The 25,983-nt window shown below is 70.6% G+C and carries 25 protein-coding genes and 1 pseudogene; 16 read left to right on the top strand and 10 right to left on the bottom strand.

The window, feature by feature from the left end:
* Window positions 1-87 precede the first annotated feature (87 nt).
* Entirely contained in the window at window positions 88-723 is a 636-nt protein-coding gene (locus tag Aco03nite_RS15555; RefSeq protein WP_203795802.1) for a nuclear transport factor 2 family protein, read from the top strand.
* A 53-nt stretch (window positions 724-776) separates the two neighbouring features.
* On the opposite strand, the gene Aco03nite_RS15550 is transcribed toward Aco03nite_RS15555, so the two are convergent.
* Entirely contained in the window at window positions 777-1,340 is a 564-nt protein-coding gene (locus Aco03nite_RS15550; RefSeq protein WP_203795801.1) for a hypothetical protein, read from the bottom strand.
* 248 nt (window positions 1,341-1,588) lie between these two features.
* On the opposite strand from Aco03nite_RS15550, the gene Aco03nite_RS15545 reads away from it, so the two are divergent.
* The 3 genes from Aco03nite_RS15545 to Aco03nite_RS15535 all read left to right on the top strand — a co-directional run bounded on the left by Aco03nite_RS15545 (window position 1,589) and on the right by Aco03nite_RS15535 (window position 7,743).
* On the top strand, window positions 1,589-2,224 hold the full coding sequence (locus Aco03nite_RS15545; protein WP_239145189.1) for a TetR/AcrR family transcriptional regulator: 636 nt from the start codon (window positions 1,589-1,591) through the stop codon (window positions 2,222-2,224).
* Between the two features lie 590 nt (window positions 2,225-2,814).
* A complete protein-coding gene (locus Aco03nite_RS15540) occupies window positions 2,815-5,496 on the top strand; it encodes a CHAT domain-containing protein (protein WP_203795800.1) in 2,682 nt (893 codons plus the stop codon).
* 18 nt (window positions 5,497-5,514) lie between these two features.
* Entirely contained in the window at window positions 5,515-7,743 is a 2,229-nt protein-coding gene (locus Aco03nite_RS15535; protein WP_203795799.1) for a hypothetical protein, read from the top strand.
* Here Aco03nite_RS15535 and Aco03nite_RS15530 read toward each other — a convergent pair.
* Entirely contained in the window at window positions 7,697-9,133 is a 1,437-nt protein-coding gene (locus Aco03nite_RS15530) for a glycosyltransferase (protein ID WP_203795798.1), read from the bottom strand. The genes Aco03nite_RS15535 and Aco03nite_RS15530 overlap by 47 nt on opposite strands.
* On the opposite strand from Aco03nite_RS15530, the pseudogene Aco03nite_RS54545 reads away from it, so the two are divergent.
* A pseudogene (locus Aco03nite_RS54545) lies at window positions 9,104-9,799 on the top strand (DUF998 domain-containing protein); the annotation flags it as partial. The gene Aco03nite_RS15530 and the pseudogene Aco03nite_RS54545 overlap by 30 nt on opposite strands.
* A 34-nt stretch (window positions 9,800-9,833) precedes the next feature.
* Here Aco03nite_RS54545 and Aco03nite_RS15525 read toward each other — a convergent pair.
* Together Aco03nite_RS15525 and Aco03nite_RS15520 are read right to left on the bottom strand one after the other, a co-directional pair.
* The gene (locus Aco03nite_RS15525) at window positions 9,834-10,661 is read right to left on the bottom strand and encodes a glycosyltransferase family 2 protein (RefSeq protein ID WP_203795797.1); all 828 of its coding nucleotides are present in this window, start codon (window positions 10,659-10,661) and stop codon (window positions 9,834-9,836) included.
* Between the two features lie 9 nt (window positions 10,662-10,670).
* Complete coding sequence (locus Aco03nite_RS15520) at window positions 10,671-10,826, bottom strand: hypothetical protein (RefSeq protein WP_203795796.1); 156 nt, start codon at window positions 10,824-10,826, stop codon at window positions 10,671-10,673.
* 315 nt (window positions 10,827-11,141) lie between these two features.
* On the opposite strand from Aco03nite_RS15520, the gene Aco03nite_RS15515 reads away from it, so the two are divergent.
* From Aco03nite_RS15515 to Aco03nite_RS15505, 3 genes are all read left to right on the top strand, one after another.
* Window positions 11,142-12,191: a PQQ-dependent sugar dehydrogenase gene (locus Aco03nite_RS15515; RefSeq protein WP_203795795.1), complete on the top strand. Its 1,050-nt coding sequence runs from the start codon at window positions 11,142-11,144 to the stop codon at window positions 12,189-12,191.
* A gap of 62 nt (window positions 12,192-12,253) precedes the next feature.
* On the top strand, window positions 12,254-12,847 hold the full coding sequence (locus tag Aco03nite_RS15510) for a PadR family transcriptional regulator (protein WP_203795794.1): 594 nt from the start codon (window positions 12,254-12,256) through the stop codon (window positions 12,845-12,847).
* Entirely contained in the window at window positions 12,844-14,226 is a 1,383-nt protein-coding gene (locus tag Aco03nite_RS15505) for an FAD-dependent monooxygenase (protein ID WP_203795793.1), read from the top strand. Before Aco03nite_RS15510 ends, Aco03nite_RS15505 begins: the two co-directional genes overlap by 4 nt.
* Here Aco03nite_RS15505 and Aco03nite_RS15500 read toward each other — a convergent pair.
* Window positions 14,215-15,054 (bottom strand): SDR family oxidoreductase, encoded by an 840-nt coding sequence (locus Aco03nite_RS15500; RefSeq protein ID WP_203795792.1) that lies wholly within the window; start codon window positions 15,052-15,054, stop codon window positions 14,215-14,217. The genes Aco03nite_RS15505 and Aco03nite_RS15500 overlap by 12 nt on opposite strands.
* Window positions 15,055-15,148: 94 nt before the next feature.
* On the opposite strand from Aco03nite_RS15500, the gene Aco03nite_RS15495 reads away from it, so the two are divergent.
* The 4 genes from Aco03nite_RS15495 (at window position 15,149) to Aco03nite_RS15480 (ending at window position 18,287) form a co-directional block, all read left to right on the top strand.
* Complete coding sequence (locus tag Aco03nite_RS15495) at window positions 15,149-16,330, top strand: PP2C family protein-serine/threonine phosphatase (RefSeq protein ID WP_203795791.1); 1,182 nt, start codon at window positions 15,149-15,151, stop codon at window positions 16,328-16,330.
* Between the two features lie 43 nt (window positions 16,331-16,373).
* Complete coding sequence (locus Aco03nite_RS15490) at window positions 16,374-16,895, top strand: SigE family RNA polymerase sigma factor (RefSeq protein WP_203795790.1); 522 nt, start codon at window positions 16,374-16,376, stop codon at window positions 16,893-16,895.
* Window positions 16,892-17,620: a hypothetical protein gene (locus Aco03nite_RS15485; RefSeq protein ID WP_203795789.1), complete on the top strand. Its 729-nt coding sequence runs from the start codon at window positions 16,892-16,894 to the stop codon at window positions 17,618-17,620. Before Aco03nite_RS15490 ends, Aco03nite_RS15485 begins: the two co-directional genes overlap by 4 nt.
* 70 nt (window positions 17,621-17,690) lie before the next feature.
* Window positions 17,691-18,287 (top strand): TetR/AcrR family transcriptional regulator, encoded by a 597-nt coding sequence (locus Aco03nite_RS15480; RefSeq protein WP_203795788.1) that lies wholly within the window; start codon window positions 17,691-17,693, stop codon window positions 18,285-18,287.
* Between the two features lie 70 nt (window positions 18,288-18,357).
* Here the strand turns inward: Aco03nite_RS15480 and Aco03nite_RS15475 are convergent, their stop codons facing one another.
* From Aco03nite_RS15475 to Aco03nite_RS15465, 3 genes are read right to left on the bottom strand one after another with little or no spacing between them, the layout of a single operon-like run.
* Complete coding sequence (locus tag Aco03nite_RS15475) at window positions 18,358-18,915, bottom strand: META domain-containing protein (RefSeq protein WP_203795787.1); 558 nt, start codon at window positions 18,913-18,915, stop codon at window positions 18,358-18,360.
* Between the two features lie 53 nt (window positions 18,916-18,968).
* Entirely contained in the window at window positions 18,969-19,760 is a 792-nt protein-coding gene (locus tag Aco03nite_RS15470) for a DUF8832 domain-containing protein (RefSeq protein WP_203795786.1), read from the bottom strand.
* A 47-nt stretch (window positions 19,761-19,807) separates the two neighbouring features.
* On the bottom strand, window positions 19,808-21,115 hold the full coding sequence (locus tag Aco03nite_RS15465; protein ID WP_239145204.1) for a choice-of-anchor B family protein: 1,308 nt from the start codon (window positions 21,113-21,115) through the stop codon (window positions 19,808-19,810).
* Between the two features lie 144 nt (window positions 21,116-21,259).
* On the opposite strand from Aco03nite_RS15465, the gene Aco03nite_RS15460 reads away from it, so the two are divergent.
* From Aco03nite_RS15460 to Aco03nite_RS15450, 3 genes are all read left to right on the top strand, one after another.
* Window positions 21,260-22,846, top strand: a complete 1,587-nt coding sequence (locus Aco03nite_RS15460) for a BCCT family transporter (RefSeq protein ID WP_203795784.1) — start codon at window positions 21,260-21,262, stop codon at window positions 22,844-22,846.
* A gap of 19 nt (window positions 22,847-22,865) precedes the next feature.
* A complete protein-coding gene (locus tag Aco03nite_RS15455) occupies window positions 22,866-23,312 on the top strand; it encodes an SRPBCC family protein (protein WP_203795783.1) in 447 nt (148 codons plus the stop codon).
* A gap of 128 nt (window positions 23,313-23,440) precedes the next feature.
* Window positions 23,441-24,151, top strand: coding sequence for a hypothetical protein (locus Aco03nite_RS15450; protein WP_203795782.1), 711 nt, complete (start codon window positions 23,441-23,443; stop codon window positions 24,149-24,151).
* Here Aco03nite_RS15450 and Aco03nite_RS15445 read toward each other — a convergent pair.
* Complete coding sequence (locus tag Aco03nite_RS15445; protein WP_239145188.1) at window positions 24,123-24,683, bottom strand: TetR/AcrR family transcriptional regulator; 561 nt, start codon at window positions 24,681-24,683, stop codon at window positions 24,123-24,125. The genes Aco03nite_RS15450 and Aco03nite_RS15445 overlap by 29 nt on opposite strands.
* Before the next feature lie 61 nt (window positions 24,684-24,744).
* Here Aco03nite_RS15445 and Aco03nite_RS15440 point away from each other — a divergent pair, with 61 nt between their 5' ends.
* Window positions 24,745-25,605, top strand: coding sequence for an SDR family oxidoreductase (locus Aco03nite_RS15440; protein ID WP_239145187.1), 861 nt, complete (start codon window positions 24,745-24,747; stop codon window positions 25,603-25,605).
* Here the strand turns inward: Aco03nite_RS15440 and Aco03nite_RS15435 are convergent, their stop codons facing one another.
* Window positions 25,606-25,974 (bottom strand): VOC family protein, encoded by a 369-nt coding sequence (locus Aco03nite_RS15435; protein WP_203795780.1) that lies wholly within the window; start codon window positions 25,972-25,974, stop codon window positions 25,606-25,608.
* Between the last annotated feature and the right edge of the window lie 9 nt (window positions 25,975-25,983).

The raw sequence follows: 25,983 nt of genomic DNA, 5'->3' as shown, positions 1-25,983 counted from the left end.
GGATACCGTCGACGGCGCTCACCTCACCGGGGGTGACCGGACGGCGGCGTACCGGAACCCTCTTTTCCCCGGAAGGACACACCTGTCTTGTCTGAGACACCGTTGTGGCTGCAGGGCCGGTCGGCCGTGATCGAGGCCGCGGCCCCCTCAGAGTTCCGGCACGGCACGCCGGACTACCACCTGTCCGCCGTCGTCATGCCCGAGCAGCGGACGACCGACCACGCGCCCGGCTCCCTCGAGGCGATCGTGGAGACGATCGTGCAGGTCTTCGAGATGGAGGTCTCGCACAAGACGGACCCGGCGACCTGGGTCTCGATGGTCACCGAGCGGTTCCGCACCAACATCAACGGCGGCGGCTGGGCCTCCGCGCAGGACATCGCCGACCAGGGCAGCTACAACGTGCTCATCGGGGACAGCCCGTTCTACCGGGCCGAGTCGTTCGACGGCCAGCACGACGTCTTCCACGGCGCGTTCCCGAACGGGTTCTACTGGGAGGTCCTCGAAGTCCTCAGCCCGCCGCCGGTGGTCGCGTTCAAGTGGCGGCACTGGGGCGCGTTCGACGGTGAGTACCACGGCCACCAGCCGACCGGGAAGACCATCGAGATGTTCGGGATGAGCGTCGCCAAGGTGGACGACGACCTGAAACTCCTCGAGGTCGAGCACTACTACGACCCGAACGCGTTCCTCGGCACCCTCACCGGCGGCTGCCCGGTCGCGCACTGACCCTCGTCGTCGCACCCGGGCCGGCTGCCCCCGCCCGGGTGCGACGACGGGCCCTACTTCTCCTCGATCCGGAATCCGGACTGCGCCCACGCCCGAACCGGCGCCGGGGTGTACAGGTAGTACCGCAACTGCTCCGGCTCGAGACCCCAGCCACGGACGATAGCCAGGGCCGTCTCGGCGACACGCCGACCGCTCTCCGGCCCGGTCGGGAACTCCGTCGTGTCGACGTCGACGGTGAAGTTGAAGACGACCTCGCCCTGGAGAGAGACGTACTCCTTCTTGAACAGTCCGGACACCTCGCGATCCCCGGACTCCGTGGTGAGGGTCCACAGGATGTGCGGCGCCCGGTCGCCCAGCGCCGGCACGTCCGCGGCGAGCGAGACGAACAGGTCACGCACGGTCGCCTCGAACTCGTCCCAGCCGGTCACGTTCGGGGCGTGGAAGAACATCATCCCGATCAGCGACCGGTAGGCGTCGCCACCCTCGTCCGGCGTGGCGGACCACAGCTCGTGCTCCCAGCCCGGCATGTACCGGGCGTTGCTGTACTCCTCGTTCTCGGCCGCCTCAGCCGGCTGGATTCGCAGGGTGACCGTGGAACGCCGCAGGTCACGCTCCACCCGGACCCGGGGCCTACGCCAGAACGCCCACGCGTGCGGGCCACCGACCAGCGCCGGCGACCCGCTCGACGTCGGCCCGCGACCACGTCCCGAAGTCCTGGGCGACAAACATCCCCGCGATGTCTTGGATCATGGCGCGGAGGGTAACGGAGGCAGGTCAACAGCTGCTGAACGCTGATCGTTCCACATTCGACCAGTCGGTGGGCGCTGTACCCTTACGGGACCGTTCATAATCAAGGAGGCCTGGCTTGACTACGGGAACCACCGGTGGCCGGCCCCGCGATCCGGAAGTCGATCGCCGTATCGCCCGGGCCGCCCTGGACGTCTTCGGCGACACCGGCTGGGCCGGCTTCGCGATGGAGACCGTCGCGCGCCGGGCCGGCATCAGCAAACCGACCCTCTACCTGCGCTGGAGCAACAAGGAAGCGCTGCTCACCGAGGCGCTGACCACCAACCTGGCGACGATCAGCGCCGTCGACACCGGCACGCTGCGCGGCGACCTGGTGGAGGTGGCCGCCCAGATGCTCAACCTCTACACCGGTGAGGCCGGGCGGGCCGCACTGCGCCTGAGCCTGGAGGCCAACTCGGTCCCCGGGGTCGCCGACCGGTACCGGCAGCTGCGCCGGTCACAGGTCAACGCCGCCCGCGACATCGTGCGCCGCGGCATCGCCCGTGGCGAACTGTCCCCGGAGACCTCGGTGCCGCTGCTGCTGGAGACACTGCTCGGCGGGGCCATGATGCACGCGCTGAACCTTCCGCCGGGGCGGGCGCCGCAGGCCCGGGCACAGGCCCGCCGGATGGTCGACTTCCTGCTCAACGCGGTCGCCGCGCCGGCCCGCCCCCGGGCCGTGGAGACTCCCCTCTTCCAGCCGCCGGTCTTCTGAGGATCGTCAGGTGGTGGTGGATGGGTCGAAGGCATCGCCGATCGTGCCGATGACCAGGCAGATCTGGTAGACGAAACCGACGCCGCCGAGGCCGATCGCCCAGGTCGAGGCGGACCGGTCCGGGGTCGACGAGCCCGGACGCCCAGGTAGATCGCGGCCGGGGCGACCATGTTGAACCGGTAGGCGTCCGCCACGGGCGCGAACCCAAACTGCCAGGTCCGCCCAGCCGTCCCGGCGTACATGAGCGAGCCCGTTGCTGCCGCGCTGATCGCCGCGAGCGCCCCGTCCGCCCCCGGGCCGGTGTACCAGGCCAGCCGGGCGGCGAAATCCCACAGCGTGCCCTGCCGGCAGCGGACCTGCTCATTGGCCTGGTCGACGGTGTAGCGCAGATCGTCGAGCAACTGCAGACGGGTGACCTCGGACGTGGCGGCCGGCGCGTCGGCGGCCCGGCGCTGCAGGGTCAGCGCCAGTGCCGCCTCGGCCTCGGCGGCCCGTTGCTCGCCCCGGGTCTGCCGGGCGGCCAGCCGGTCACCGGCGTTCGCCTGTCCGTCAGGAATCCATGAACGGACCGGACGTGGTCGGGAGGACCCGTGAGCGATCAGGACGACAATCTCGCCCGCTGTGCCGCCATCGCCGGTGCGGTGGCCGGGCACGGCGATCTCGACGGCGCGCTGCGCGACTTCGGCCGTCTGCCGCACGGCATGCCCGGGCGGGCCGGTCTCGCCGCCGGGCTGGTCCAGGCGATCCTCCGCGGCGGCGAGGTGCCGCCCGCGAACCGGATCCGGGCCCTGCCCGAACTGCTCGCCGTCGCCGCCACCGACCCGCCGAAGGATCCGGCGTGGCTGCGGGTCCGGGCCACCGCCGAGATCATGCTGCTCCTGTACGAACCGGCCGACCCGGGCGGGAACCTGAAACAGCTGGAGGAACTGGCCGCCCAGCACACCGGTGATCCGGCCCTGCTGCCCCTGTTCATGTCCGGGCGGATGGCGCTGAAGGTCGCCGCCGCCATCCAGCAGGACGACCGGGGCGCCCTGGCCCGGATGCCCGCCGAGGTCGCCGAATACCTCGCCGGGCTGCCGCCGGAGATCAGCAGCCGGCCCGAGGCGGACGTGCTCACCCGGATGACCGCGATGGTCTCCGAACGGCGCTACGACCCCGCCACGGTACGGGAGACGTTTGCGAACCTGCCCGCCGAGGGCCCACTGCGCCAGGTCTTCGAGGAGTCGTCCGCCGACCTGGACGCGTTCACCGGACTGTCCGACGACGACACCCCGCGGATGTCGGACGCCGCACTCCAGGCGATGGTGGACCACGCCGACCGGGCCGACACTCTGAACCCCGACCGGGCTCTGCTGCACAGCCAGGCCGGCATGGCGGCGATCCGGGCCGGGCGGGAGAGCGACCCGGCCCGGATCGAACTCGGCCTCGCCCAGCTGCGCACCGCCCTGGACATCGCCGGACCGGACCATCCCCAGCGCGTCTTCTACCTGGGGGTGCTGGCCACCGCCCTGCTGCGCCGGTACGAGGTCAGCGCCGACGAACCGGACCTGCGCGCGGCGGACGAGCTGCTCGTCGAGGCCCGGACCCTGGCGGGCGGCCCGCACCACGCGCAGTGGCAGATGATCAGCGAGCTGTCCGGGGCGGTCCGGCACACCCTCGGCGACCGGACCGGCTTCGACCCGATCGCCCTGGACGGGCTGCGCGGCGCCGTCTGGCAGGTGCTGATCCAGCCCGACCTGGCATCGGCCACCGCCGCGGTGCGGACCGCCGGAAGCGACGCCATCGACGTGGCCCGGCAGTACCTGGCAAACGGCGACCCGGGGTCGGCCATCACCGCCCTGGACGCCGGGCGGGGCCTGGCCCTCTACGCCGCCACCGCGACCGGCTCCCTCGGTGAACACCTGGCCGCAGCCGGGAAGACCGAACTCGCCGCACGTTGGCGGACCGCCGCCGCCACCGGTGACCCGGCGGCGCTCTCGGCCGACCTGCGCCGTGACGTGATGACCGTTCTGGCCCAGGACGGGGCCACCTCGGCACTCTTCGATCCGCCCGGATATGCCGAGATCCAACGGGCGCTCGTCGATCTGGACGCCGACGCGCTCGTCTATCTGGTGCCCGGCGCCGAGAACCGGCCCGGTAACGCGGTGATCGCCCCGGCGTCCGGGCCGCCCGCCTATCTCACCCTGACATCGCTCACCCCGAGCGTCATGCCCCGGCTGGACGACTACCTGACCGCTCTGGCCCGGCGGGACATGTCGGCCGGTGCCGGGCCCGCCGGTGACCTCGACGAACGGCTGACCGAGATCGGGCGCTGGGCCTGGGACGCCGCCATGGCCGCGCTGATCGAGACCTACCTGCCGCGGCTGCCGGTCCACCCGGATCGGCCGCCACGGATCGTGCTGATCCCGATGGGTGACCTGGCGCGGGTTCCCTGGCAGGCCGCCCGCCGGCCGGACGGGCGGTATGCCGTCGAGCTGATCGCCCTGTCGCAGACCGCTTCGGCGCGGATGCTGGTGCGGTCCGCCGGGCTGCCGGCCGTTGTTCCCGGGCCGGCCGGGCTGATCGTCGGAGACCCGGAGAGCTCGGCTGATCCGTTGCCCGCGGCGCGGCGGGAGGCGTACGCGATCCGGCAGGTCTTCTATCCCGGCGCCCGTTATCTGGGGCGGCGGCCGGACGACACGGTGAGTCGCTCCGGGCGGGGCACCGCGGCTGAGGTCCGTGCCTGGCTCACCACGCCGGGGCCGGTCAACGGCGGGGTTCTGCACCTGGCCTGTCACGGGTTCGTGCAGACCGGTGGGGCCCGGGCCACTGCCTACCTACAACTCGCCGGGGCGGACACCGGTCCGGACGCCGCCGAACCGGAGACGGACCGGCTGACCGCGGCTGAGCTGGTGGCGCTGCTCGGTGGCGTACCGGAAAGGGATCTCGGTCTGGTCGTTCTCGCGGCCTGCCGGACCGGGATCTCGCTGAGTGGCTACGACGAGGCCTACAGCCTGGCGACGGCGTTCCTGGCCGGGGGCGCGCGAACCGTGCTGTCCAGCCAATGGAGTGTGCCGGACGCCGCCACCTCGGTGCTGATGTTCATGGTGCACCACAACCTGCGGGTACGACGGCGGCCGGCGTGGGCCGCGCTGCGGGACGCACAGCTGTGGATGCTCGACCCGGACCGGGAGATCCCACCGGACATGCCCGCCGGTCTGCGGCACCGGCTGGACCGTGCCGGGCTGGCGGCGGTGGTGGCCTGGGCGGCATTCGTCCACGGCGGACAGTGACGAGACGGAGGACGTGAGATGACGGAGAACGACGACTTCCGTACGCTCCTGGAGCGCGGCTCCGACCTGACCAACCGGTACCTGCGGGCCGGGGTCGGCACCCCCGCGGCGCTGCCCCTGCTGGGCGAGGCGATCGAGACGCTGGAGGCGGCCTACCGGCGGATGGCCGGTGGGGAGGCACTGCGCGGGCAGGTGGCCGGTCAACTCGGCTGGCTGTACGGGATCCGGAACCTGGCACACGGCGGAGGACCCCGGGACGGGACCATCGCCGAGCAGATGCTGGAGGAGTCGTTGCGCTTCCCGGGCCAGCAGCCGGCGGTGACCGGCGGGTCAAAGGTGATCCTGGGCCAGATCCTGCTGACCAGGACTATGACGGGCTTCTCGTCCCCCGAGGCGATGATGCGAAAAATGGCCGGCGGCGCTTTTGGTGGCGGTGGCTTCGGCGGCGGTGGCGGTGGCGGTGGCGCTTCGGACGATGCCGCCGACGTGGACCGGGCGATCGCGCTGTTCCGGGAGGTCGCGAACGGTCCCCGGATCAACACCGAACTGATCTCGACGGCAACGACGCTGGGCACGGTGGCGGAGGCGCTGCGGGGAATGCTCGGCGGCCCGGGCGGCGTGGACATCTCCAAGCTGGGCCAGGCGCTGGCCGACATGCAGGCCCTGCACCAGCAGATGAGCGGCGGCACCGGGATGGGCCTGGTGCCGCCGCCCATCCCGGACCTGACAACTCTCGTCCCGCCTCCGCGCCCACCGTCTGCCATCCCCACACCCCCCACCCCGCCGCGGCCATCCACCTCGCCCCCACCTTCCCAATCGCCGCCGCCTCGGTCCTCACCCGTCTCACCGTCTTCGCCCTCACCGTCCTCTCCCTCGTCGTGGTCGTCCTCGTTGCCTCCGCCGAGCGTGATCACTCTCGGTCCCGGCCGGGTTGCGGTAGTCGACGGGCCGGTGCCGGTGAACGGGCCGGAGCCTCGGCCACGACAGGAACCGAAAGCGATCACTCCCGCGGCCGAACTTCGGGAACTTCTGGCCGGCGCCACCTCGACGGACGATCGAGTGGCCCTGGCTGCCGCCGTCGTGGAGGCTCCCGGTGCACGGCCCGCCGACCAGATCGCCCTGGCCCAGGCGTTGATCGACAGGCATCACGCCGACGGCGGCAACGGCTGGCCGGGCGGCCCGGACGATCCGGGCTCGGCCGCCGGGTGCCTCGGCCGGATCGGTCCCGATCTTCCCGGGATGACCCCGGGCGAGGTGGAATCGGCCCACCGCATTGCCGCCGAACTGAACGGCCGCGCCACCATCGACACCGCGTTCGCCGAGGTCGTGGCCGCGATGAGGGAGGCAGGGATCGACACTCTCCTCTTCAGATCCGTGGCCCTGACTGCGGCCACCGGCCGACTGGAAACGATCACCGCCGGCATGCCTCGGACCGGCCGGGTGGTCATCGCGGGCCCGCCCGAGGAAAGGAATCCCACCGACAAGAAGAGCCCAGCCGACAAGAACCGCCCGGCCGACGAGAGCGGCCCGGGCAGCCGGAACGACCTTGGTGACAAGGACGGGCCGGGTGATGGGAGCGGGGTCGGCGGGGCCGACGTCTCCTGGGTGCGGACTGCCGAGCAGCTTGTCACTCTGGTCAGGCGCGGGCGCCGGCCGGTCGGGGCGGCGCCGGTCTTCGTCGCCAATCCGCGGCGGGATCGGGAGAGCGCCACGGTTGACGCCCTCCGGTTGCGGCGTGCCTTCTATCCTCGGTCGGCCGGTCTGGGATGGACCGTGGAGCAGAACGACGGCGTGGGTGACCGGGATGAGGTCGTCGGTCACCTGGACGCTTCGATGCTGCATCTCGGTTGTGGTGTCACCTCGGAAGGCTTCCTCGAGCTGGCCGATTCCACGGTTCTGGGGCCCGGTGAGATCGCTGGGACGCCGGTCCGGGGTGGTGGGGTCGCCGTTCTTCCGCCGGGTCCGGTCGTTCTCGGGGCGCTGGCCGGCTCGTTGCTGGACTGCGGCTTCACGGCGGTGATCGGCTTCCGGGAGGTGGTGCCGGATCAGGTGGCGTCGCTGATCTACTGGATGCTGCACACCGCGCTGGTGGACGAGGGCCGGGAGCCGGCCGAAGCCGTCGCCGCGGTCCGGGGCTGGCTGAACGATCCCGGGCGCGAGCCGCCGGAACTGATGACGGCCGAGTACCACGCTGTGGATCTCAGCGATCCCCGGTACGGCCGGGCTCTGATCTGTTTCGGTCTTTGACCGCCTCGTCATAGATCGTCGACAGTCGGTGCAGAAAGACCTCCGGAGGGTAGGCCGCCGCGGCTGCCAACCCGTCCCGGGCCACCGCGGCACGCAGAGCGCGGTCGCCGAGCATGCGCAGAAGCGCCGAGGCGACCGCGCCCGGTTCGGGTTCACAGGTGAACCGCCCGGCCGAAACGAGATCCGCCCCGCCGGACAAACTCGAGCCAGGACCCAGCCCGGCAGACAACCCGAGGCCTTGGAAGTGGCCACCCGGCCGGGTAGCAGATCCGGGAGCGGGATCCGGGCCGGCCGATGGGCGGCCAGAAGGCGGGAGGTGGCCATCCGGGCAGGTAACGGATCCGGGAGCGGGATCCGGGCCGGGCGGTGGGTGGCCGGAAGGTGGGCGGTGGGTGCCTGGGCGGGTGGCGAGGGCGGGATCGGCTACCACCACCGGCAGGCCGGCTGCTTCGGCCTCGGCGAGTACCAGGCTCTGGGTGTCGGTCGTCGAGGTGAAGGCCAGGACCGCAGCGGTCCGATAGTGATCAGCTACCTGGTGGTGCGGCACCGGGGGGAGGACGTCGACGCTTCCGGTCAGGCCCAGGGCGGCGATTCTCCGGATCAGGTACCTGCGCCGCTGCCGGACTCCGAGCAGGACGAGCCGGGTGCCCGGTCGGGCCGCCCGCACCAGGGCGAAGGATCGCAGCAGCAACTCGGGGTTCTTCTCCGCAGTCCCCCGCCCGACGGAGAGGACGACATCACCGCCGGCCGGCGAGACATCGCCAAGAACAGCGCCGGGGGGAACGTCGCTCGGCACGGCGGTCGGCGGGCGGTTGCCAGGGATGGTGGTCGGGGGCGCGTCGGCTACCGGGGTCGGGAGTATCTCGATCTGTCGGGGGTGGAACTCGGCGAGATCGGCAGCGGTCTTCCCCGACGGGGCTATCACCACCGTCACCTGCTCGAACATCGCACGGCCCAACTGGACCAGGCGGGCACGACGGACCGGTCCGGGGCGGGTCAGCTCCAGGTACCGGGGCATCGACCACCCCAGCCCCAACCGCATCGCACACCACGCGGCGCCGAGCGGGATCTCCGGGAACAGGTCGGCATATGCCAGCAGGTCCGTGTGCCAGGTGACCACCAACGGCACGCCCCACTCCACGGCGAACCGGAACCCGCGCATCCCGATCGGCCCGGTCGTATGCACGTGAACCACGTCAGCCCGCCGCGCGGCGAACGGTAACCCCACCCGGACCTGACGGAACGGCACCGGAAAGCTGCGTACCGAGCCGGGCCGGTAAAGATCCACCTGGTGTCCGGCAGACCGCAACAGATCGACGGTCGTCTCCACCGAGCGGGTCACACCGTCGGGCCGGCCCGGATGGCTGTCGCAGAAGTGGGCGATCCTCACGCCCCGGAGATCCTTCCGTGCCGCGGACGATGCCGCCACCCCGCACCGCACCGCGAGGCCGCCGCACCCCACCGCACCGCGCCGCACCGCGAGGCCGCCGCATCGCGAGGCCGCCGCACCGTGAGGCCGCCACACCGCGCCGCGCCGCGGTGCCGCCGTCCCCGCCGTCGTAGGGTCGGCCAGGTGAGACGGTTTCTCGGCGTGCTCGCCGCCGCGCAGATGATCGTGGTGAGCACTGTGGACGGGCTGACCCGGCCCGGTTTCGACATGACCCGTCAGTGGATCAGTCACCTGTCGCTCGGTGAGCACGGTTGGATCGGGACGGCGGACCTCGCGACCTGCGGCCTGTGGCTGATCCTGTGCGCCACCGCCGTACCCCGCTCCAGCCTGATCATGGTGTGCGGGTTCTGCCTGGTGGCGCTGGCCGTGGTCCGTACCGACGCGGGGCTGGGTTTCCCGCCGGGTGTGCCGGTCGAGCACACCACCCGCGGCCTGATCCACCAGTTGATCTCGGTCGTCCTGGCGTGCGCCGGAGTCGGCGCGGTGATCAGAACCGGTCCCCGGAAAGCCGCGTGGACGATCGCCGGGCTCATGGTCGTGACGTTCGGCGCGGCCACCGTACTGGTGTTGCTGGACGCCGCCGGCCGGCTGTCCGGCACCCCGCACGGCCTGCTGGAACGCGCCGCCCTGTTCGCCGGCCTCAGCTGGATCGGCGGGGCCGCATGGCGCTCACCCGGCCGCCGTCACCGCGCAGGGCCGTCCACGGCCGGGGCTGGGCCAGGGCGTACACCAGGCGCAGCAGCGGAAACAGCAGCAGTTGAAGGCGGGTGACGATCCAGGCGCGGCGGTACGCGTACCCATGCCGCTGATAGGTCTTCTCGGTCAGCAACGCGTAGGCCCGGTAGTCCCGGAAACGGTTGGCGATCCGCCGCGCCGAGGTGCCGGCGCGCATGGCACCGGCGAAGACCACGGTCAGCCCTTCCCGGTGCAGGTGGATGCCGAGATCGATGTCCTCGTGCACCTCCGCGTCGGTGCAGAGGCCGTCCCGGATCCAGTGCCAGGCGGCGGCCCGGACAGCCATGTTGGCCCCGAGCAGCCAGTCCAGAGAGCGCCGGGAGGACGCCTGACGAAAAAGGGCGTCCCCGCTGTCGACCAGCCGGGACGCCGCGATGTCGTAGTACCGCACCGGCCCGGTGGCGGCCTGCACCACCGGTCCGGTGAACGTCTCCCGCACGGCCCGGGTCCAGCCGGGGGCGAGCCGGGTGTCGGCGTCGATCCGCCCGATCACGTCGCCGGTCGCCGCGTCGAGGCCCCGGCTGCGGGCGTGGTGCACACCCGGCCGGGGCTCGTGCAGAAGGATCAGCCGGCCCTGGTATCCGGCGAGCACCGCGAGGGTGCCGTCGTCGGAGCCGTTGTCGACGACGATCACCTCGTGTGCCGGTTCGTCCTGCCCGAAGATCGCTTCGAGGCAGTTCCCGAGGAGAACCTCCTCGTTGAAGACCGGCACCACGATGGAGATCAGCGTCACTCGATCATGTTAGAACCAGACTTTTCGTCCCCCGACCGGGCGGCCGACCGCGCCGAGGATCCAGAGCACCGCTCCGATGATCAGCAGGATGATGCCGATCGTGTAGAGGATCGAGATCTTCAGGAGCATTCCCAGCAGCAGCAGGATGAGTCCCAGGACCAGCATGACCATTGCTCCGTTCGTCGGGGTGTATCTCCGTGACCCCCTGATACCCACCACATCGGATCACCAATCAGCGGCGCGCCTCTCCACGGAACCCGATAGGCGTACCACCGGTTCGTTGATGGAAATATTTGCTGAAGTTGGTGGCGCCGCTGAACCCGAGCCGGTGCGCGCAATCCTCCAGAGCAGCACCGCCGGCAGATGGCGCAGAATCGCCTGCCGGACCTCGATCGACGACGTCTTGTCGGTTTTGACCAGAACGAGTAGTTCCAGTAACTGGCATCATTGATTGACGATTGCCTATCTCTGGAGGTGCTCATGCACCGCACGCTCATCGGCGTCACCCTCACCGCGGTCCTGCTGGCGGCCGGCCCGCAACCCGCCATCGCGATGGCACCCGACCTGGGCGATCCGCAGGTGGTGGCGAGCGGCCTCACCGTCCCGTGGGGCCTGGGCTTCCTACCGGACGGCAGCGCGCTGGTTACCGAACGCAACAGCGCCCGGGTGCTGCGGATAACGCCGGGCGCCGCGCCGGTCACGGTCACCACCATCGCCGGGGTCGTCCCCACCGGCGAGGCGGGACTGCTCGGCCTGGCCGTCTCACCGACCTTCAACCAGGACAATCTGGTGTACGTCTACTTCACCGCGAGTTCCGACAACCGGATCGCCAGGTTCCGTCTGGACACCCCGTCGAGTCAGCAGGTGATCCTGAGCGGGCTGGCGAAGGCGAGCATCCACGACGGCGGCCGGATCGCGTTCGGCCCGGACGGCATGCTGTACGCCGGAGTCGGCGACGCGGGCGTGACGTCGAACGCGCAGAACCAGGCCAGCCGCAACGGCAAGATCCTGCGGATGCGCCCGGACGGCGGGGTGCCCGCGTCCGGCAACCCGTTCGCGAACTCGCTGGTCTACAGCCTGGGCCACCGCAACCCGCAGGGCCTGGCCTGGGACGCGCAGGGCCGCCTGTGGGCCGCCGAGTTCGGCCAGAACACCTGGGACGAGGTGAACGTGATCGTGGCCGGTGGCAACTACGGCTGGCCGACGGTCGAGGGCACCAGCACCGACACCCGGTTCCGTAACCCGGTCGTGGTGTGGAGTACCGCGGAGGCCTCGCCGAGCGGCGCCGAGATCGACGGCTCCACGCTGTACGTCGCCGCCCTACGCGGCCAGCGCCTGTGGACGGTGCCACTGACCGGCGCGGGCGGCGTGGGCACCCCGGTCGCCCGGCTGCAGGGCACGTACGGGCGGCTGCGCACGGTGGAGCGCGCACCCGACGGCGCCCTGTGGGTGACCACCAGCAACCGGGACGGCCGCGGCACCCCGGCCGCGACCGACGACCGCGTGCTGCGTTTCCCGCCGCTGCCCTGACCTTCCGATCGGCTAGTCGGATCCGTATAGTCGGATCCGACTAACCGATTGCGAGGGATTCGATGGTCCGTCGAAAGGTCGCCAACACCCTGGCGCTGGCCGTGCTCGGCCTGCTCCAGGAGAAGTCGATGCACCCCTACGAGATGGCGTCCACGCTGCGCGAACGAGGCAAGGACAGCAGTTTCAAAATCACCACCGGTTCGCTGTACGACACGGTGGCGGCCCTCGTCCGGCACGAGTGGATCACGCCGGTCGAAACCGTCAAGGACGGCCGCCGGCCGGAGCGGACCGTCTACACCACCACCGAGACCGGGCAGCAGGAATTTGTCAGCTGGGTCGACGAGCTGATCCGCACCCCGGTGGTGGAGTACCCGAAGTTCCTGGCCGCCGTCTCCTACCTGGGCGCGCTCGGCCCGGAGCGGGCCGCCGACGCCCTCGGCGAACGGGCCGGCCAGCTGGAGCTGCAGATCACCGAGGCCCGGCAGATGATGGCCGACACCGTCGGATCCGGCCTGCTCCCCCGGCTCTTCATGATCGAGGGCGAGTACGGCCTGCACGTGCTGGCGGCCGAACTCGAGTGGACGGTGCGGACCCGCGACGAGATCCGGGACGGCACCCTGACCTGGCCCGCCGCCGACGGGACGTGGTCCGCATGATCGACGTGCTGATCGCCGGGGCCGGACCGGCCGGGCTGATGCTCGCCTGCGAACTCCGGCTGGCCGGCGTCGGGGTGGCGGTCGTCGAACGCGACGCGCAACGGCCCGCGTACTGCCGCGGGTTCACCCTCAACGCCCGCTCGCTGGATCTGCTGGCCCGGCGCGGGCTGGCCGCGCCCCTGATCGCCGAGGGCTGGCCGGTGCCGCATGCCGCGTTCGGCTCGCTGCCGGTCACGCTCGGGCTGGCCGGGACGTTCACCGGTCACCCGTACACGCTGGGGATCCCGCAGACCCGGGTCGAGGAACACCTGGAGCAACAGGCGATCCGGACCGGCGCCGACGTCCGCCGTGGTCAGGAGTTGCAGGCGCTGGAGCAGACCGGCGACGCGGTGATCGCCACGGTGAACGGCGAGCGCCTGCGCGCGGCGTACGTGGTGGGCTGCGACGGCGGCCGCAGCACCGTCCGCAAGCGGGCCGGCATCAACTTCCCCGGCACCGACGCCGGCATGCACTGGCTGCTCGGCGACGTCGAACTGGCCGACCCGGAGGCGCTGCCGTACGGCCCGACGGCCGGGCCCGCCGGCACGGTGGTGGTGATCCCCCGGCCCGGCTACGTCCGGATCCTGGCCGAGGACCCTCAACCGTCCACCCCGGCGACCCTGGAGGCACTGCAGTCCGCTGTGGATCAGACCCTCGGCCGGCACGTGGAACTCGTCAGGCCGCGCTGGGTGTCCCGGTTCGGCGACGCCGCCCGGCAGGCCGACCGGTACGTGCACGGGCGGGTGATCCTGGCCGGGGACGCCGCGCACATCCATCCCCCGGCCGGGGCGATCGGGGTGAACGTGGCACTCGACGACGCGTTCAACCTGGGCTGGAAACTGGCCGCCACCGTGCACGGCACCGCACCGGACCATCTGCTGGAGAGCTACCACACCGAACGGCACGCGGCCGGTTCGCGGGTTCTCGCCGCCACCCGGGCCCAGACGCTGCTCGGCAACGCCGGTGCGGAGCTGCAGCCACTGGTCGAGATGCTCACCCGGGTCGCCGCGCACCCCGACGGGAACCGGGCCTTCGCCGAGGTGCTGACCGGTCTCGACACCCGCTACGACATGCCCGGCGGCGGCGACCACCCGTGGGTCGGGCGGCTGTGCCCGGACCTGGCACCCGGCGCCACCGACGGCGGCCCGGTGCTGCTCGACCTGTCCGGGACGGGCGCCATGCGGCCCTGGTCGGACCGGGTCCGGGTGATCGAAGCGTCCTGCCCCGGGCAGCCGGAGCTACGGGCGGTCCTGCTGCGCCCCGACGGCCACGTCGCCTGGGCCCTGGTCGACGGCGACGACAGCCCGGAGCAGGCGCTTCGATACTGGTCAGGGCTGTGAGAGCAGCTGCTCCAGGCTGGTGGCGGGGTGGCCGGTCAGGTCGGCGACGTCGGTGGTGACACCGGCCAGTTCCCCCGCCGCGATGGCGGTGTAGGTCGACACCCACGCGTCGACCTCCCAGTCCGGGGCCTGGAAGACCTTCCGGGATTCGTACGCCTCGGCAATCGTCTCCTGCTGGTAGGAGACCTCGCGCCCGGTCGCCGACGTCAGCACCGCCGCGACCTCGGCCATGCTGAGCGCCGCGGGACCGGTCAGCGAATAGGTCCGCCCCGCGTGCGCCGCCGGGTCGAGCAGGACGGCGGTCGCGGCGTCGGCGATGTCGTCCTGCGCGACCGCCGCCACCCGCCCGTCCCCGGCCGGGCCACGGATCACCCCGTCGGCGCCGGCCAGGCCCGGCAGGAAGTCGGCGTACAGGTTGTCCCGCAGGAACGTCACCCGCAGACCCGTGCCGTTGAGATGCTGCTCGGTGGCCCAGTGGTCACGCGCCAGGGTGAACGTGGCGTCCGGCGCGGCGCCGTAGAACGAGATGTAGACCAGGTTCCGGACCCCGGCGGCCACCGCGGCGTCGATGAACGTGACATGCTCACCGACCCGGTCCAGGGTCTCCGACGCCGACACCATCAACACTGTCTCCACCTGCTCCAACGCGGCGCGCGCCGCGGCCGCGTCGGCGTAGGAGGCGGTCACCGCGGTGGCGCCGGGCAACTCCGGGGCACGTGCCGGATCGCGGACCAGCAGCCGCTGGGCCGCCCCGGCGCTCGCCAGCCGCCGGGCGATCCGCCCGCCCAGCCGCCCGGTGGCGCCGGTGACGGCGATGGGAACGACCATGTTCTCTCCCCCTGCGTTTCGTGTCGGCCTGTCGGGGTGATCCCATCATGCGACCCGGTGCTTTTTCGGCCGGTGGGCTGAATGATGGGATCCGATGCTGGAATCGATGGAGGCCGTCCGGCGGCTCATGGACCTACGGCACCGCGGGCGGGCCGAGGACCTGCCGGCGGTGCTCGCGGCCACCGCGCCGCTGCTCGACGCGGAGAGCGCGATCGTGCTGCTGGCCGATTACGGTCAGATGGCGCTGCATCCGCTGCGCACGTCGCAGGACAACACGGCGGCGATCACGGTGGCCGATACCGCGGCCGGGCGGGCCTTCACCACCTCCCGGCGGCAGTGGCACGCCGGGGCCCTCTGGCTGCCGCTGCTGCACGGGGCCGAACGGCTCGGCGTGCTGGAACTGCGGGTCAAGGAGCATCCACCGGCATCCGCCCTGCACGATCTGGAGATCATCGCGGCACTGGTCGCCGAGTTGATCGCCAGCCGCCGCTTCTACGGCGACGCGGTCGAGCACACCCGCCGCCGGCTGCCGATGCAGCTCGCCGCGGAGATCATCTGGAATCAACTGCCGCCCCTGACGTACGCCATCGACGGCACCACCGTCGCGGCCGTCCTGGAGCCCTGTTACGACGTGGGCGGCGACGCCTTCGACTACGCGGCCAACGGCGACACCCTGCACGTGGCGCTCTTCGACACGGTCGGGCACGGCATCCAAGCCAGCGCCCTGGCCACGCTGACCCTCAACACGTACCGCAACGCCCGTCGCTCGGGTCTCTCCCTGGTCGACACGTGCCGCTCCATCGACAAGTGGGTCCGCGCCCAGCACCCCGGGTACTTCGTGACCGCCCTGCTGGCCGAACTCGACATGGTCACCGGCCGGTACCGGCGGATCAGCGCCGGGCACCCCGCCGAGATCCACCTGCGGGCCGGCCGGCGGCTGCCGTCGCTACCCACCCCCGACACGCTGCCGCTCGGGCTGGAACACCTGGCCAACCGGCCGCCACGGGTGGCCGAGACCCAACTGGAACCGGGCGACACCCTGATCCTCTACACCGACGGCATCACCGAGGCCCGGGACACCGCCGGCACCCAGTTCGGGCCGGACCGGTTGAGCGAGTTCATCCTGGACGCCCTGCTCCAGGGCAACGCCCCGGCCGAGACGATGCGCCGGTTGATACACACCATCGTGTCGTACGAGAACGGCGAACTGCGCGACGACGCCACCGCGGCCCTCCTGCAGTGGCAATCTCTTCCGGACCGGCGCAACCAAACCTGACACCCACTCGTCTTGATGCTCATGAAACGTGGAAAGACCTCCGATGGCGCGCGGTGACGCGGACTTCATCGCTTTCGCCGAGGCCAGTTCGGCCCGGCTGCAACGGGCGGCGTACCTGCTCACCGGCGATCAGCACCAGGCCGAGGAAGCGGCACAGGCCACCCTGGTCCGGGTGTACGCCGCGTGGGGGCGGGTCCGGCGCAAGGATCCGTACGCATACGCCCGCACGGTGCTCACCAACCTGGTCACCGACCAGTGGCGCCGCCCCATGCGGGAGTACGCGACCGAGACCATGCCGGACCGGCAGGCCACCGAGGACGTCGCCGACGTGGTGTCGAAACGGCGCTGGCTGATCGGCGCGCTGCAGGCGCTGTCGCCGCGGGAGCGGGCGGTGATCGTGCTGCGGCACTTCTTCGACGCCAGCGAGGCGGAGGTGTCCCGCGAACTCGACCTGTCCGCCGGCACGGTCAAGAGCCTCAACTCCCGCGCCCTGGCGAAACTGCGCATCACGGTCGGCTCCGTGCCGCCGCTACGAACCGAGACGGAAGCAGGTGCAGGACTATGACGCAGCTGGACGATCTGAAGGACGCCATGCACTCACCGCCCGACTTCCGGCCCGCCCCCCTGGACCTGCAACACGTGATGGCCGCCGGTGGCAGCATCCGTAGGCGCCGCAGACTCGCCGTCGGTGGTGCGTCCGCACTGGCGGTGGTAGCGCTGCTCGTCGGCGGCAGCCAGCTGGTGAACCTCGGGGTTCCGCTCCGCCAGGTCCCGGTGGCCGGCCCGTCGGCGCTGCCGTCGACAGGCAACTCCTCGGCTCCCGGCGTGGTCGGCACGATCGTCGAGACCGGCCAGAAGGCCGACGGCCGCCGATGGATCCTCTACACCGAGACGAGCGACCCGAACCGGCTGGAGAGGTCGCTCACCCTGATCCTGGGAACCACCGTCAAGGGCACCTTCGACGACTTCCGCCCCGAGATCGTCAGCACCGACCCGCCGGGCGCCGACCGGCTCTCCCCTGGCTTCCACGCGGTCCGGGCCGGTCGCCTGCTCGGCGACCGCACCACCCCGACCTTCGGCTACTACGTGGGCGACGCTGCGAAGATCACCGCCCGCGACACCGGCACCGGTGCGACGGTCGCAGCGAAACGGGCGCCGTGGACCGCCTTCGACGAGGAGAGCAACACCCAGATCTTCTGGTTCGACTTCCCCCCGGGCTCACCGCCGGCCACCTTGACCGACATCACCGCGTACGACGCCAAGGGCGCCAAGCTGCACGCCGCCGATTGAGTACTCCTCGGTAGGCCCGGACCGCTGCTCGTCCGGGCCTACCTTGTCCCCGGTTCGTACCCTGGTCTCCGTGGACCCGGAGCAGCTCCGTCACACCATCGTGCGGGCGGCGCTGCCGCTCCTGGCCCAGTCCTCATCCCTGACCACGGCCCAGATAGCCCAGGCAGCCAACGTCCCCGAGCCCGAACTGCTCACCGTCTTCACCGACAAGGAGTCGATCCTCCAGGCATGCACGGCGGCGATAGCGGCAACCGTGAGCGCGGCAACCGACCCGACCGAGGCGGTACGCCAGATGGACGCGATCCCCGCAACTCTGCCCCTCGCCGCCCGCCTCGTGCAGGTGATCGCCATCCTGGACGCCTACTACCACCGCATCCGGACCGACGTCGACGCGCTCTACCGTGCCGATGCTGCCGAGACGCCGGTCCCCTGGTCTTTCGATCGCCGGGATTTCCGGGGGATCGGAAAAATGATCGACATCCGGGAAGCCGTCACCAGAGTCCTCGACCCGGACGAGCCGACCCTGGCCCTGCCCGCCGGCATCCTGGCGGAGGCATTCCTCGGCCTCGCCCTCAGCGGCATCCAGATCCCCCGGCCACAACATCCGGCCCTGTCAGCAGAACAGATCGTCGACCTGTTCCTGCACGGCGCCACCGCTCCCTCTTGACTTCGCCCCGCGCTGAGGGGCGGGGATTCCGGCGGTTGCCCGGACGGCCGGCGCGTTCACTGGTGGCGTCCTATCTACCGGCCGGGCCGGATCGGGTGAAGGTCAGCCGGACGCCGCCGGCCTGGACGGTCGACTGTGACGGGTCCGCCGACAGGATGGTGGTGTGTATGGTCTGGCCGGCCGGGCCCGACGTCATCGCGTCCATGCCGATGATGGCAGCCTGCGCGGCGGGGTCGCCGTCGAGGCACCCGACAAGGGTGGACAGCGCGTCGGTGATGTCGAAGCCGGTGCTGGTGGTGTCGACGGGCCCGCTGATCGTGTTGCAGCCGTCGAACGCGACGAATCTGCCGTCGGCGGCCAGCTCGATCCACGCGTCGGTGGATTCGGGGATCTCGGTGGTGCCGCGGGCGTCCGTCACGCCGGTCAGACGCCAGCGGCTGCCCACATAACCGGCACCGGCGACGCCGGGTGAGACGGGCGGCAGTGACACGACAGCGCGCGGACCGGGCCCGTCCTGGTGGGCGCCGGCCCGCTGGACGCCGAGCGTGACGGCAGCGAGGGCACCGACGGCGACAACGGCAAGGACCACCCAGCGGGTCCGCGGCCTGGGCGGAGAGGTATCGGTCACGCGGCTGACTGTAGGTGGTGATCAACTCCCCGCACTACCCGACGGAGGGCTGGTCACGTCGAGAAGACGGTGAAGGCGACCTCGTGCAGTTCACCGCCCGCACGGAACTGCAGGAACAGGCGCTTGTCGCCGCGTTCGGCGAAGGCGGCGTGGAACGACAGCAGACCCGTGGCATCGGACGGGAGTGGGTGCAGGTGCATCAGGGCCTGGGTGCGGACCTCGAAGTTGGACAGGTGGGCGAACGCGCCCAGATACGGCTCCAGCTCCGCCGGCCGGCCGTCGCGCAGCACCTGGAACTGCAACGCCGTCTGGGTGCCCGAGGTCAGGTCGGCGGTGCCGTCCAGGCGGCGGACCGTGTACTCACCGGACGTCGCCGAGGCGGACGGGGCGGGTACCGGGATCATGCTGGTGTCGCCGGGGATCACGAACGGGACTCCCAGGACCGTCGGGTCGGCGGTTGCCGGGCGGCCCGCCGGCGTGAACTCGATGTAGACCCGGTACGCGCCGCCGTCGGTGATCGTCACGGGGGCCGTCCATGCGCCGTCGACCAGGGTCGGGTGCAGGTGCTGGTAGCCGGACAGGTCGTCGCGGAGGACGTACATGTGCATGGGTTCGGTGTGAACGATCTGGAAGTCGGTGGTCGGGCCGTTGACCTTCAGCTTGATCATGGCCGGTCCGCGACCGGTCGGCAGGGACAGCGGCTCGACCTGGAAGCCGTCGTAGATGTCGGAGAGTCCGTCGCTGTTGTAGGCGACCACGGAGGGTGCCGGTGCGGGTGGCGCGGCGGCCGGGGCCTGGCTGTCGAAGAACAGGTAGGCGGCCCCGACGAAGCCGGCCAGCGTCACCGCCGCGGTCAGGCGGCGGTGACGTTCCGTGCCGGTTGGTGGGGCGGTCAGTTGACGGCCGCCGTGCCGGTGGGCTTCACCAGGAAGAGACCCACACCGATGCTCTGTACGGCTACCACCCCGTTCTTCAGGTACGGCAGCGCCATCCAGCTCCCGCTGTAGCCGCTGGCGTTCGAGGACGGGTCAACGTCGAAGTAGCCGACCTCGGGCAGGCTGGCCGACGCGACGTTGGTGGTGTCCAGGATCCGCAGGCCGCCGCGGTACGACGCCTGGAAGTGCCGGTTGCCGACGGTGTAGCCGTTGTGGTTGACAAACGTGCCGCGGGTGCCGTTGTCCCGGCCGACGTACTTGATGGCGTCCAGTTTCTGGATGTCGTAGACGAAGTCGGGGCTGCCGGAGGCGGTGCTGATCGTCTCGTCGTTGACGATCATGTACTTGTAGTCGCTGCTGGCGAAGCCCTGGTGGACGAAGCTGGCGCCGGGGTGGGTGCCGCTGGACAGCAGCTTGATCGCCGACTTGTTCGTCACGTCCAGGATCTGCACGGTCTTGCCCTGACCGGTGAAGTTGAACGCGATCTCCCGGCCGGTGTAACGGGTGTCCGGCCCGGTGTAGTTGACCACGATCGACTCGTGCGAGTAGACCGCCCCGGTGTAACAGGCCGCCTGGGTGAGCGTGAGCGGCGTCTTGATGTCGTAGATGGTGAGGCCCTTGCTGCAGGTGTTGGCCCCGGACACGTACAGGAAGCCGGTCTGTTGGTTGATCCACAGGGTGTGGCTGTTGGTCAGGCCGGTGAACCTGGCGGCGGCGGTGAACGTCTGGGTGGTGGTGACGTTGCGCAGCTTGGTCAGGTCGAAGATCTGGATGCCGTGCGAGACCGAGTCCTTGCCGATGTACGCGTAGTTGTTGTACGTCCGGATGTCGCACCAGGACGAGCTGACCCCGTTCGCGGACGGCAGGTTGCCCAGGTAGCGGGGGTTCGACGGGTCGGTGACGTTGACGAACGAGACCCCGTTGGAGCGGCAGTACAGGATGTACTCGTTGTTGTTGTAGCTGTCCGCCCAGTACCACATGCTCGACGAGCTGCCGCCGCCCAGCGACGACTGGGGCAGGAAGCTGAGCAGGTCCACGTTCTTGCACGGGTAACTGCCGGCCGTGCCGTTCACGCAGGTCACGGTGGCGTCGGCGATCGCGGTGCCGCTCTTCCAGGTGGGCTGGTAGATCCGGAGCAGCTCCTGCTCCTCGGCCTTGCCCTCCTTGGAGCCCGGATCGTGTGCGCCGGCCGGCGGTCCGGCGAAGGCCAGGGACAGCAGGAGCGCGGTTGCGGCGAGCATCGTGCGACGTACGCCTCGGAGCATGGTCAACGCCCTTTCGCGGGGGGAACGAGCCGGCGCGTGCGGGGGTGTGCCCGCGCCGGGGTGCGTGCCTGCACGCTATGCATCGTTTCGATGAGCGTCAATATGTTGACCGCGGAGCCGCGAACCGGGGCACGATGATCTTCTGTGACCACCGCTCAGGACGACCGCGCCGACCGCCCGGTCATCGCCGTTGGTGTGGCCGGTGTGCTGGCGATCGTGCTGTGGGCGGTACTCACCCCGGACACCGCGGCCCGCGCCGGGAAAGCCGGGCTGGACTGGACCATCGGCACGTTCGGCTGGTTCTTCGTACTGGCCGCCGACGCCTTCCTGGTACTCGCCCTGATCCTCGCGGCCGGGCGCTTCGGGCGGATCCGGCTCGGCGCCGACGACGACGAACCCGAGTTCAGCACCCTCGCCTGGGTCGCCATGATGTTCAGCGCCGGCATGGGCATCGGCCTGGTGTTCTACTCGGTCGCCGAACCGATCCAGCACTTCGCGGCGCCACCCCCGGCATCCGGCGCCGTCGCCGAGAGCGGGGCGGCCGCCTCGGTGGCGATGCAGTACACCCTGTTCCACTGGACCCTGCATCCGTGGGCGATCTACGCGGTGGCCGGGCTGGCGCTGGCGTACTCCACGTTCCGTAAGGGCCGGGGCAACCGGCTCTCCGCCGCGTTCCACCCGCTGCTCGGCGACCGGGCCGACGGCTGGACCGGGCGGCTGATCGACCTGCTCGCCGTCTTCGCCACCGTCTTCGGCTCGGCCACCAGCCTCGGGCTCGGCGCCCTGCAGGTGTCGGCGGGGCTCGGCATCGTCGCCGGGGTGCCGGACACCCGGACCGTCGAGTTGATCATCATCGGGGCGCTGACCGCGGCGTTCGTGGCGTCCGCCTTCTCCGGGCTGGACCGGGGCGTCAAATGGCTGTCCACGATCAACGTGTGCCTCGCCGTACTGCTGATGCTCTTCGTCTTCCTGGCCGGTCCGACCGTCTACACCCTGGACGTGCTGCCGGCGGCGGTCGGTGACTACCTGAACAATCTGCTGGTCATGTCGACGCGTACCGGCGCGTTCTCGGACCCGTCCTGGATGGGGTCGTGGACCCTGTTCTACTGGGCGTGGTGGATCTCCTGGGCACCGTTCGTCGGCACCTTCATCGCCCGGATCTCCCGCGGCCGCACGGTCCGGCAGTTCGTCGTCGGCGTGCTCCTGGTCCCCAGCGGCGCCAGCGCGGTGTGGTTCTCGATCATGGGCGGGAGCGCGCTCAAGGCCCAGACCTCCGGCGCTGTCGACCTGGTCGCCGAAGTCGCCAAAGGTTCCGAGTACGCCCTGTTCAGTCTCCTGGAGTCGCTGCCGTTGGCGGCCGTGACCACCACGGTGACCGTGGTGCTGGTCGGCCTGTACTTCGTGACCAGCGCCGACTCGGCGTCCCTGGTGCTGGCCTCGCTGTCGTCGCGCGGCGCGCTGCGGCCGGCCCGCCTGCTGGTGGTGATGTGGGGCGTGCTGATGGGCGCGGTCGGCGCGGCGCTGCTGCTGGCCGGCGGGCTACAGGCGCTGCAGCAGGCGACGATCGTGGTGGCGCTGCCGTTCGTGGTGGTGATGCTGGCCCTGAGCGTGGCGATGATGAAGGAGATGTCCGTCGACCCCGCTGCCGGTCGCCGCCCGAGGCACACCCGCCCGCACGGCCTGACCGACGCGATGCGCACGGTTCGCGGTCCCACCAGAAGGTCAGATTAATTGTCGGTACGATGGACAAATGCCCCGTTTCACCGTGAGCCAGACGGTCCGCGCCCCCGCCACGGTCACGTGGGCGACGCTTGTCGACTGGCCCCGCCACGGCGACTGGGCCCCCTTCACCAGCGTGGCGGTGACCGGTGACCGCGCTTTCACGGCCCGCACCGGCATAGGCCGCCTGGCTTTCGACGACCCGATGACCGTGACCGGCTGGCAGCCCCCGTCCGGAGACACTCCCGGCGACAGTGCAGGCCGCTGCGAGGTGACCAAACACGGCCACGTGATCCGGGGTTACGCCTGGTTCACGGTGACCCCGTTACCCGGAAACCGTAGCCGGGTCCTGTGGGGCGAGGACGTCACGGTGTGGCCCCACCGCCTGACCCGCCTGACCGCCCCGGCGTTCGAGGCGATCGGCTGGCTGGGCTTCAAAACGGTCCTACGCTCAATGGCCGAAGCCGCGGCTCGATGACATCGGATCCGACCAGCCACGTGGGCCTACGCGAGCCGCCTTCGTCTGGGCGCTCGCCCCGGCGAAATGATGTCGCGGCCCGGTCACCCGCGTCCGTACCATGCGTGCCCAGCTCCTTGGAGGCACATGTGGACGGCTTCGACTATTGCAAGATATTCGTCAAGGGTGACGTTCCCGAGGTGAAAGTCGTGCTCGCGGCACTCCTGGGTGGAACATTCGAGCGAGGCGCCATGCTCCTGCCCGGCCTGGTGGTCGAGGCGCGCCGCAATCAGGCCACGTCAGCCATCGAGCCGGACGCCGATTTTGTGCGCTGGCGAACCACCGTGGAGTTGGAATCGACAGACCTCGGTGACCGGTCATCGATCGTCGATCTGACGGCGCAAACCGTGACCCGGCTGTGGAAGTCCGACCTTCCCGCGGTGGCGGCTTGCGACTTCGAGGACCGGCTCCCCTGGAGCGGCGGCATCGATCGCCTCCGCGGGCGTGAGGTGATGCGGTCAGTGATGGACTGCCTGATCGCCAGGCTCTCCCCCAACCTGACGGGCGGCGATCTGGACGAGATCATCCATAGGCTCATCTGGTTGACCGACGACAACGGCACCGACCTGATATCCATTCTTCGCGAATGGCTCCATTCGGATGACATCCGGCGGGTAGAGGCGGCGCTGAGTTTCGACGAGGGGTGGCTCTACGACTCGGGGGAGGAATTACGCTCCCATCTCGCGACGGTCGGGGCGCGCTGGCCGCAACTGGTGCCGAGAACCAAGAAAATCCTCGAGCATCACGACGATCACATCCGCGCAGCCGCAGTCAGGCGATCCGGGCGATCAGGAGTTTGAGCAGGGCGTCGCCTGTGGTGTTCCACTTTTCCGGGGTCAGGTGGCCGCTGTTCTCCATGGCCACAATGCCGTGGACGCTTGTCATCAGCAGTGCCCCGATCGGGCCGGGGTCGTCGGCCAGCTCCGCCACGATCGTCAGGAACTGGTCGTGGGTTCGGGACACCGCTTCCACCGCTCCCGGGTTCTGGTCCACCGGAGCCGCGAACATCAGCGCGTAGGCGTGCGGGCGCCGGCGGCCCACCTCCATCAAGCCGGTCAGGGCGCGCTCCAGACGTTCGGCGGGAGGCAACGAACGGTCGGCGATCAGCTTGTCCAGACCATCGCCGATGATCGTCCAGCTCTCCTCGGCCACCGCGCCGAGCAGGTGTTCCTTGTCGGGGAAGTGACCGTACGGCGCGCCCCGGGACACGCCGGCCCGTGCGCCGACCGCGCGTAGCGTGACCGCTTCCGGGCCGCCCTCGTCGAGCAGTTCCGTGGCGGCGTCCACCAGTGCGCGCCTGGTTGCCGCCGCGCTCTCCACCCTGCTGACCATGGGGGCAATCTACCCTCCCGTTCATTTGACAATGTCACATGGAATGCCTACCGTCGTTCATATGACAACGTCACATGAAGAACTGGTCCTGATCAGCGGCGCCTCCACCGGCATGGGTGCGGCCACCGCCCGTGAGCTGGCCGGCCGTGGTTACCACGTGCTCGCCGGAGTCCGCCGTGACGCCGATGCGGTCGCCCTGAAAGCGCCGGGCATCGAGCCGGTCTTCCTCGACGTCACCGACGCCGGTCAGATCGAGGACGTCGCCCGCCGGATCACCACCGACCCGCGCCGCCGCCCGCTGCGCGCCGTGATCAACAACGCCGGGATCGCGATCAACGCCCCGGTCGAGCTGCTCTCGATGGACGAGTGGCGCCGCCAGTTCGAGGTCAACTTCTTCGGGCACGTCGCCGTCACCAAGGCGGTCCTGCCCGCCCTGCACACCAGCGGAGGCCGGGTCGTCAACATCAGCTCGGTGGGCGGCAAGGTCGCGATGCCCACCTATGGCGCGTACGCGGGAGCGAAATTCGCCATGGAGGGCATGAGCGACGCGCTACGCCGTGAACTCGCGCCGCTCGGCGTGCAGGTGGTCGTCGTCGAGCCCGGTGGTGTGCAGACCGAGATGACCCCGCACGGCATCGAGCGGGCCGAGAAGACCATCGCCGGGATGACACCCACCGAGCAGACCCGGTACGGGGCCCTGCTCCGGGCGATCATCAACCAGGCCGCCGACTTCACGAAGTCCGGGCTGCCCGCCGACCGGGCCGGCCGGATCATCGCCGACGCCGCGACCACCCGCAGCCCACGCGCCCGCTACACGATCGGCCGGGACGCGGCCATGCTCACCCGGCTCCCCCGCCTGCTCTCCGACCGCCTCCTGGACCGGATGATGGCCGCCAACCTCAAGCCGCACTTCCCCAAGTGATCAGAGCGGCATCGTAAGGTTGAGCATGTTGCCGTCCGGGTCGAGGACGTGCGCCACCCGCTGACCCCACGGCATGTCGTTGGGCGGCCCCGTGACAGTGCCACCCGAGGCTTCGACGACGGGCAGCAACGCGTCGACGTCCGGCACCTCGGCGCTCAGGATGATCCGTACCGGCGAACCGGTCTCGGCGTCCTCCTGGCGGACGAGACCGAGTGTGGAATCGCCGATCCGCAGCTCGACATAGAACTCAGGACCCTCCTCCGGTACGCGCCGGGCCTGGATCGCGCCGAGAACCTCCTGGTAGAAGGCTCGCATCCGGGGCAGGTCAGGCGTACCGGCAATGGGGTGGATCGTGTTGTTGACCCTCACCCGGGTGAG

This window comes from Actinoplanes couchii, assembly GCF_016862075.1.
Classification (GTDB): Bacteria; Actinomycetota; Actinomycetes; order Mycobacteriales; family Micromonosporaceae; genus Actinoplanes; species Actinoplanes couchii.
Note: the sequence above shows the minus strand (reverse complement) of the source record. Positions and strands in the feature narration are given on the sequence as shown.

Coding starts and splice junctions, on each gene's coding strand:
- Aco03nite_RS15535 (WP_203795799.1), top strand. CDS start 5,515: ATGACGGAGAACGACGACTTCCGTACGCTCCTGGAGCGCGGCTCCGAC.
- Aco03nite_RS15520 (WP_203795796.1), bottom strand. CDS start 10,826: ATGCTGGTCCTGGGACTCATCCTGCTGCTGCTGGGAATGCTCCTGAAG.
- Aco03nite_RS15515 (WP_203795795.1), top strand. CDS start 11,142: ATGCACCGCACGCTCATCGGCGTCACCCTCACCGCGGTCCTGCTGGCG.
- Aco03nite_RS15510 (WP_203795794.1), top strand. CDS start 12,254: ATGGTCCGTCGAAAGGTCGCCAACACCCTGGCGCTGGCCGTGCTCGGC.
- Aco03nite_RS15505 (WP_203795793.1), top strand. CDS start 12,844: ATGATCGACGTGCTGATCGCCGGGGCCGGACCGGCCGGGCTGATGCTC.
- Aco03nite_RS15500 (WP_203795792.1), bottom strand. CDS start 15,054: ATGGTCGTTCCCATCGCCGTCACCGGCGCCACCGGGCGGCTGGGCGGG.
- Aco03nite_RS15495 (WP_203795791.1), top strand. CDS start 15,149: ATGCTGGAATCGATGGAGGCCGTCCGGCGGCTCATGGACCTACGGCAC.
- Aco03nite_RS15490 (WP_203795790.1), top strand. CDS start 16,374: ATGGCGCGCGGTGACGCGGACTTCATCGCTTTCGCCGAGGCCAGTTCG.
- Aco03nite_RS15485 (WP_203795789.1), top strand. CDS start 16,892: ATGACGCAGCTGGACGATCTGAAGGACGCCATGCACTCACCGCCCGAC.
- Aco03nite_RS15465 (WP_239145204.1), bottom strand. CDS start 21,115: ATGCTCCGAGGCGTACGTCGCACGATGCTCGCCGCAACCGCGCTCCTG.
- Aco03nite_RS15455 (WP_203795783.1), top strand. CDS start 22,866: ATGCCCCGTTTCACCGTGAGCCAGACGGTCCGCGCCCCCGCCACGGTC.
- Aco03nite_RS15445 (WP_239145188.1), bottom strand. CDS start 24,683: ATGGTCAGCAGGGTGGAGAGCGCGGCGGCAACCAGGCGCGCACTGGTG.
- Aco03nite_RS15440 (WP_239145187.1), top strand. CDS start 24,745: ATGACAACGTCACATGAAGAACTGGTCCTGATCAGCGGCGCCTCCACC.